Source organism: Streptococcus oralis, assembly GCF_001579025.1.
Taxonomy (GTDB): Bacteria; Bacillota; Bacilli; order Lactobacillales; family Streptococcaceae; genus Streptococcus; species Streptococcus oralis_X.
In genome coordinates this window covers 202,061-209,837 of record NZ_KQ970235.1, presented here as the reverse complement: position 1 = coordinate 209,837, position 7,777 = coordinate 202,061, and the positions used below count along the sequence as shown (strand labels likewise).

Annotated in this window: 7 protein-coding genes and 1 pseudogene; 5 read left to right on the top strand and 3 right to left on the bottom strand. The window is 44.0% G+C overall.

All coding sequences use genetic code 11. The annotated features are described in order from the left end of the window. The 3 genes from tnpA to SORDD27_RS00950 all read right to left on the bottom strand — a co-directional run. Positions 1 to 236, bottom strand: a 236-nt coding sequence (tnpA, locus tag SORDD27_RS10065) for an IS200/IS605 family transposase (RefSeq protein ID WP_231069256.1), incomplete at its 3' end; no start/stop codon positions are given. Between the two features lie 514 nt (positions 237 to 750). Next, positions 751 to 2,295 carry a peptide chain release factor 3 gene (locus tag SORDD27_RS00955; protein WP_000155105.1) on the bottom strand — a complete coding sequence of 515 codons (1,545 nt, stop codon included), beginning with the start codon at positions 2,293 to 2,295 and terminating at the stop codon, positions 751 to 753. A 143-nt stretch (positions 2,296 to 2,438) separates the two neighbouring features. Then, a complete protein-coding gene (locus SORDD27_RS00950; protein WP_061426802.1) occupies positions 2,439 to 3,131 on the bottom strand; it encodes a YwaF family protein in 693 nt (230 codons plus the stop codon). A 165-nt stretch (positions 3,132 to 3,296) separates the two neighbouring features. Here SORDD27_RS00950 and gatC point away from each other — a divergent pair, with 165 nt between their 5' ends. The 5 genes and pseudogenes from gatC to SORDD27_RS10060 all read left to right on the top strand — a co-directional run. Further along, positions 3,297 to 3,599 carry an Asp-tRNA(Asn)/Glu-tRNA(Gln) amidotransferase subunit GatC gene (gene gatC, locus SORDD27_RS00945; RefSeq protein ID WP_000705420.1) on the top strand — a complete coding sequence of 101 codons (303 nt, stop codon included), beginning with the start codon at positions 3,297 to 3,299 and terminating at the stop codon, positions 3,597 to 3,599. Then, positions 3,599 to 5,065, top strand: coding sequence for an Asp-tRNA(Asn)/Glu-tRNA(Gln) amidotransferase subunit GatA (gatA, locus tag SORDD27_RS00940; RefSeq protein WP_061426800.1), 1,467 nt, complete (start codon positions 3,599 to 3,601; stop codon positions 5,063 to 5,065). The genes gatC and gatA overlap by 1 nt, the downstream gene beginning before the upstream one ends. Next, a complete protein-coding gene (gene gatB, locus SORDD27_RS00935) occupies positions 5,065 to 6,510 on the top strand; it encodes an Asp-tRNA(Asn)/Glu-tRNA(Gln) amidotransferase subunit GatB (RefSeq protein WP_001008649.1) in 1,446 nt (481 codons plus the stop codon). Before gatA ends, gatB begins: the two co-directional genes overlap by 1 nt. Positions 6,511 to 6,572: 62 nt before the next feature. After that, entirely contained in the window at positions 6,573 to 7,517 is a 945-nt protein-coding gene (locus tag SORDD27_RS00930; RefSeq protein ID WP_000715065.1) for a zinc-ribbon domain-containing transport protein, read from the top strand. An 8-nt stretch (positions 7,518 to 7,525) separates the two neighbouring features. After that, positions 7,526 to 7,777: pseudogene (locus SORDD27_RS10060) on the top strand (SPFH domain-containing protein); the annotation flags it as partial.

The following is a 7,777-nucleotide window of genomic DNA, read 5'->3' as shown; positions in this document are numbered from 1 at the left end:
ATGAAACTTGAAACACTTATCCTTGGTGGAATACTTACTAACATATGTACATGATCAGGCATTAAGTGTCCTTCGATAATCTCAACACCTTTATAACTACATAATCGATGGAATATTTCTCCCAAACTGCTTCGATATTGATTATAAATTACTTTTCGTCTATACTTAGGGGTGGACACAATGTGATATTTACACATCCACTTTGTGTGTGATAAACTATGTGCCTTCTGTGCCATATTTTTCTCCTTTCGCTTTACAATTGGCTTGAACACCTTTATTGTATCGCGTTTGGAGTTTTTTGGTATAACCTTCGATGCGCACCCGCATAGCGGGTGGTTTATTTGTCTCGCACCTTGCGGAGCGAGACGGACTAATAGTCACATAAATAAAAGACCACCTCGAGGGTGGCCGTTTATACATTCAAACAAAAAATCCACGAATCGAAACCATTCATGGACTTTTTCTAGTGAAGCGTTTAGGTAAGCCGCCATAGCAGTTACCGATTGTTAGATTACGACACTGAGTTTTACAAATCGATTTCATTTGTAAAACGTGGTTACGACGAAAAAATCCACGAATCAATAATATTCGTGGATTTTTCCTAGTGAAGCGTTTCGGTAAGCCGATTTTACACTACGACACGGAGTTTGGCAAATCGATTCTATTTGCCAGTAAGGCAGTTAGCTAGTTCGCCAAATAGCGACTAGCGTCCAACAATTAGGAACTTTAGTTCCAATTGTTGGTGCTGAGTTACATCTTCTCCTCCAACTCTACGTCTGGATACTTGTCCGCAAACCAGCGAAGGGCAAAGTCATTTTCAAAGAGAAAGACTGGTTGGTCGAAACGGTCTTTAGCCAAGATATTGCGGCTTGAGGACATCCGTTCATCCAAGTCCTCAGGCTTGATCCAACGAACGGTCTTTTTACCCATTGGGCTCATGACCACTTCTGCATTGTACTCGCCTTCCATACGGTGCTTAAAGACTTCAAACTGGAGTTGTCCGACAGCTCCTAGCATGTACTCACCAGTTTGGTAATTCTTGTAAAGCTGAATGGCTCCTTCTTGCACCAATTGTTCAATCCCCTTGTGGAAGGATTTTTGTTTCATAACGTTCTTAGCAGAAACTTTCATGAAAATCTCAGGTGTAAAGGTTGGAAGGGGTTCAAATTCAAACTTGTTTTTTCCAACCGTCAAGGTATCTCCAACCTGATAAGTACCGGTATCGTAAACCCCGATGATATCACCTGCTACGGCATTAGTGACATTTTCACGACTTTCGGCCATAAACTGGGTGACATTAGAAAGCTTGGCAGTCTTCCCAGTACGAGGCAGATTGACACTCATCCCTCGCTCAAACTCACCTGATACGATACGCACAAAGGCGATACGGTCACGGTGACGAGGGTCCATGTTGGCTTGGATTTTAAAGACAAATCCTGAGAAATCCTTATCATAAGGATCCACAATTTCGCCATCTGTTTTCTTGTGGCCATGTGGTTCAGGAGCAAACTTAAGGAAGGTCTCAAGGAAGGTCTGCACCCCAAAGTTAGTGAGGGCTGAACCAAAGAAGACTGGAGTCAGTTCTCCTGCAAGAATAGCTTCTTCTGAAAATTCATTTCCTGCTTCTTGCAACAGTTCGATATCATCCTTAACCTGAGCGTAGAAAGGATTGCTTCCAAAGAGCTTATCCCCTTCTTCCAGACTGGCAAAACGCTCATCCCCTTTATAGAGTTCCAAACGTTGGTTATAAAGGTCATACAAGCCTTCGAAAGCTTTCCCCATCCCGATTGGCCAGTTCATAGGGTAGCTCGCAATACCCAAGACTTCTTCTAGTTCTTGCAAGAGGTCCAGTGGCTCACGACCGTCACGGTCCAGCTTGTTCATAAAGGTAAAGACTGGGATGCCACGGTGCTTCACAACCTCAAACAATTTCTTGGTTTGGGCCTCGATACCCTTGGCAGAGTCCACGACCATGACCGCAGCATCCACCGCCATCAAGGTACGATAAGTATCTTCTGAGAAGTCCTCGTGTCCTGGTGTGTCGAGGATGTTCACGCGCTTGCCATCGTAGTCAAACTGCATAACAGATGACGTGACCGAAATCCCACGTTGTTTCTCGATATCCATCCAGTCAGACTTGGCAAAAGTCCCTGTTTTCTTCCCTTTAACCGTACCAGCCTCACGAATCTCGCCCCCAAAGTAGAGCAACTGCTCAGTGATGGTTGTTTTCCCGGCGTCCGGGTGGGAGATGATAGCAAAAGTACGACGTTTCTTAATTTCTTCTTGAATAGTCATAAGTTCTCTTTCTTTGATTTTCTATTTTTAGTTGTTTCAGTAGCTAAGAATGATGTTTACATTGGATTTTACTATTCCTTTCAACTCTCCATTATATCGGATTTTGGGGAGTTTTTCAATTGCTCATCCGATGAAAAGGCAAGCTAGAGCACAGATTGCACCTGATTTCTCTTTTTCCACCGTTTCTTGAACAAGATATCAAAAAGAACCAGAGCCAGTGAGAGGATGACGGACACAAGGAGATATTTTAACCACAAGGGCGCATCCGGAATAAAAGGTGTCTTGTTTAACAAACCATAATTTCCACCTGTCACCTGATTAACACCAACTAGAAAGAGATTGAGAATAAAGGTATAGGCCACAATCATATATTTCTTGAGCAAGGTCTTGTCATAGTGATTCATCAAGTAAACCAAGGAATTCACTAGAAGGGCATAGTGCCCTATCAAAAATGAAAAACTGGTGATATGGGGGAAATCATAGGGATCAAAAACCGGGTAAACCAAAGCAAAGACCGCTCCGCTTGCTCCTAAGAGGGCAAAATATTGCTTGCTCCGCCATTTATCTGGCAAGAAAACCACCGCAAACATAGCCAAACGGCAATGGTAAAATGGAAGGCTATTAGAAAATGGAATCCCAAAGCCAACATACCAACTATATAGGGCTAGCAACTGGAGGATCTGAATCCCCTTAAACAAGCGGACAAATTTCGGATTCTTGTGATAAGCAAGTGCTCCATAAATACAAAGCACTAAAGTAAGCATCATAGTCCCATACCAAAAGAGGGAAATGGGAGGAGGAACCGTCTGAGATCTGGTGATAAATTGATGGAACATATTTCTATCCTAACTTTTATTTTTTCTATTCTCTAGTTTAACCATTATAGCGAATTAAAAGCGATTTTTCAATTTCTATTTCTTTTCAGTTTGGCTCCCTTATTTATAGGAAAATATGGTAAAATAGAACAGACTAAAAATCATCATTTCACGAAAGGATGCAAGATGAAAATTACGCAAGAAGAGGTAACACACGTTGCCAATCTTTCAAAATTAAGATTCTCTGAAGAAGAAACTGCTGCCTTTGCGACAACCTTGTCTAAAATTGTTGACATGGTTGAATTGCTGGGCGAAGTCGACACAACTGGTGTCGCACCTACTACAACCATGGCTGACCGCAAGACCGTACTCCGCCCTGATGTGGCTGAAGAAGGAACAGACCGTGACCGCTTGTTTAAAAACGTACCTGAAAAAGAAAACTACTATATCAAGGTACCAGCTATCCTAGATGATGGAGGAGATGCCTAATGACTTTTAATAACAAAACTATTGAAGACTTGCACAACCTCCTTGTCTCTAAGGAAATTTCTGCAACTGAATTGACACAAGCCACGCTTGAAGATATCAAGTCTCGCGAGAAAGCTATCAATGCTTTTGTCACTATCGCTGAAGAACAAGCCCTTGCTCAAGCTAAAGCTATTGATGAAGCTGGAATTGATGTGGACAATGTCCTTTCAGGAATTCCGCTCGCTGTTAAGGATAATATCTCTACCGACGGTATCCTCACAACCGCAGCCTCAAAAATGCTCTACAACTACGAGCCTATCTTTGATGCGACAGCCGTTGCCAATGCCAAAGCTAAGGGTATGATTGTTGTCGGAAAAACCAACATGGACGAGTTTGCCATGGGTGGATCAGGTGAGACTTCCCACTATGGTGCGACTAAAAATGCTTGGGACCACAGCAAGGTTCCTGGTGGTTCATCAAGCGGTTCTGCCGCAGCTGTAGCTTCTGGGCAAGTCCGCTTGTCACTTGGTTCTGATACTGGTGGTTCCATCCGCCAACCTGCTGCCTTCAACGGGATCGTTGGTCTCAAGCCAACCTACGGAACGGTTTCTCGTTTCGGTCTCATTGCCTTTGGTAGCTCATTAGACCAGATTGGACCTTTTGCACCAACTGTTAAAGAAAATGCTCTCTTGCTTAATGCTATTGCTAGCGAAGACTCCAAGGACTCTACTTCTGCTCCTGTCCGCATCGCTGACTTTACTTCAAAAATCGGTCAAGACATCAAGGGCATGAAAATTGCTTTACCTAAGGAATACCTTGGTGAAGGGATTGACCCAGAGGTTAAGGAAACAATCTTGAACGCGGCCAAACACTTTGAAAAACTTGGTGCCATCGTCGAAGAAGTGAGCCTTCCTCATTCTAAATACGGTGTTGCCGTTTACTATATTATCGCTTCATCTGAAGCTTCCTCAAACTTGCAACGCTTTGACGGTATCCGTTATGGCTACCGCACAGAAGATGCAAGCAACCTTGATGAAATCTATGTAAACAGCCGTAGCCAAGGTTTCGGTGAAGAAGTGAAACGCCGTATCATGCTTGGAACATTTAGCCTTTCATCAGGTTACTATGATGCCTATTACAAGAAGGCTGGACAAGTTCGTACCCTCATCATCCAAGATTTCGAAAAAGTCTTTGCGGATTACGATTTAATCCTAGGACCAACTGCTCCAAGCGTTGCCTATGACTTGGATTCACTCAACCACGATCCAGTTGCCATGTACTTAGCTGACCTTTTGACCATCCCAGTCAACTTAGCAGGTCTCCCAGGAATTTCGATTCCTGCTGGATTTGCTCAAGGTCTACCAGTCGGTCTCCAATTGATCGGTCCTAAATACTCTGAGGAGACCATTTACCAAGCTGCTGCTGCCTTTGAAGCAACAACAGACTACCACAAACAACAACCTGTGATTTTTGGAGGTGATAACTAATGAACTTTGAAACAGTCATTGGACTTGAAGTCCACGTAGAGCTCAACACCAATTCAAAAATCTTCTCACCAACTTCTGCTCACTTTGGAAATGACCAAAATGCCAACACTAACGTGATTGACTGGTCCTTCCCAGGAGTTCTGCCAGTTCTCAATAAAGGGGTTGTCGATGCCGGTATCAAGGCAGCTCTTGCCCTCAACATGGACATCCACAAAAAGATGCACTTTGACCGCAAGAACTACTTCTACCCTGATAATCCAAAAGCCTACCAAATTTCTCAGTTTGATGAGCCAATCGGTTATAACGGCTGGATCGAAGTGGAACTAGAAGATGGTACGACTAAGAAAATCGGTATCGAACGCGCCCACTTAGAAGAAGACGCTGGTAAAAACACCCACGGTACAGATGGCTACTCTTATGTTGACCTCAACCGTCAAGGGGTGCCCTTGATTGAGATTGTATCTGAAGCAGACATGCGTTCCCCAGAAGAAGCCTATGCTTATCTAACTGCCCTAAAGGAAGTCATCCAGTACGCTGGTATTTCTGACGTTAAGATGGAAGAAGGTTCTATGCGTGTGGATGCCAACATTTCCCTTCGTCCTTACGGTCAAGAAAAATTCGGTACCAAGACTGAGTTAAAGAACCTCAACTCCTTCTCAAATGTTCGTAAGGGTCTTGAATACGAAGTTCAACGTCAAGCTGAAATCCTTCGCTCAGGTGGTCAAATTCGCCAAGAAACGCGCCGTTACGATGAAGCTAACAAGGCAACTATCCTCATGCGTGTCAAAGAAGGTGCTGCAGACTACCGCTACTTCCCAGAACCAGACCTACCACTCTTTGAAATCTCAGACGAGTGGATTGAGGAAATGCGAACAGAATTGCCAGAGTTTCCAAAAGAACGCCGTGCGCGCTACGTATCTGATCTTGGCTTGTCAGACTACGATGCTAGCCAGTTGACTGCAAACAAAGTCACTTCTGACTTCTTTGAAAAAGCTGTTGCCCTCGGTGGCGATGCCAAACAAGTCTCTAACTGGCTCCAAGGCGAAGTCGCTCAGTTCTTGAACGCCGAAGGTAAAACACTGGAACAAATCGAATTGACACCAGAAAACTTAGTAGAAATGATTGCCATCATCGAAGACGGCACGATCTCTTCTAAGATTGCCAAGAAAGTCTTTGTCCACCTAGCTAAAAATGGTGGTGGCGCGCGTGAATACGTGGAAAAAGCAGGCTTGGTGCAAATCTCAGATCCAGATGTTCTGATTCCAATCATCCACCAAGTCTTTGCGGATAACGAAGCTGCCGTTGCCGACTTTAAGTCAGGCAAACGTAACGCAGACAAGGCCTTCACAGGATTCCTTATGAAGGCAACCAAAGGCCAAGCCAACCCACAAGTTGCCCTTAAACTCCTTGCACAGGAATTGGCCAAGTTGAAAGAAAGTGAGTAATTCGCTAGTAGTCACCCAGTAGTCTAGACAGCTACCTTTTCAATCATATAGTTAGGAGACACATGAAAAAGTTTTACGCTCTTTTAATGACCTGTTTATTACTTGTTTTTCTATCCGTGCCTCAAATCGTTGATGCGGGTGTCGGACATTCCAGAAGTGGAGGGAGCAGCCGCAGTAGTAGCCGCTCAAGTGGAGGTGGAAGTCGTTCTGGCGGATCATCATACCACTACTACCGCTCTGGATATGGATCATCCTCTAGTAGCTCTACCAACTCATTCGAAATGGGATTGGTATTCCTGATTGTCGCAGGAGTTTTCCTAGTTAGTATCTTTAAAGCCTCGAATAATAACTCAGAAGATTCAAGTTCAACAGACACTAGTAATGATTCTCAAACGCTCCATCGTCGAGTTGAACACAACACACGGGCCATTAGTCTTGTGAAATACGGAGATCCAAACTTTGACGCGGAAGCTTTCACATCTTGGGTTAAGGAAGTCTACCTTAAATTGCAGGTTGCCTGGACTGAGAAAAATTGGAACTCTGTCCGCGCTTTGGAAAGTACCAGTCTCTACTCCCAACACAGTGCCCAACTCGAAGACCATATTCGTGCTAAAACAACTAATGTTTTAGAGAAAGTTTGTATCGAAAATGTTCGCATCAAGGAGTTTATTGAAAATCCTGACGGAAACGATACCTTAGTGGTGATTCTATCATCAATTTTACGAGACTATGTCATTGACGATGAGACTCGCCGTGTCCTTGAAGGAGACCCTAAAAAAGATCTCTTCACCGTGTATCAATTGAACTTTATCCGCCAACACGGTAGCCAAACGCAAGCAGTCAATACAGACCAAGTTGTGAGCGACCACTGTCCAAACTGTGGCGCCCCATTGAAAATCTCTGCAGTTAGCGAGTGCGACTACTGTGGTGCCAATCTCTCTCGCAGTCCAAACCAATGGGTACTGGATACCTATGATGTTGTGGATGAAGACGAGCTTTATAATTAGGAGGAATTATGGGATTTATACGTGCAGCCTTATCAGCAGGCTTAAATAGTTTTAATGATAGTAAATTCAAGGAAGCCATCGTCCTTCCAGACAATGTCTCTGGCGACGCCTTGGCCATCAAGGGACAATTACTCACAAAAGACCCAGATGGACGTTCTCGTCACAGCAATCAAAATACTGGACTCTTGTCGGATGGCAGTGTGGTTATCGTTCCCCAAGGCTATAGCGCTGTTTTGGTAAACAACGGTACCTTCCTTGGT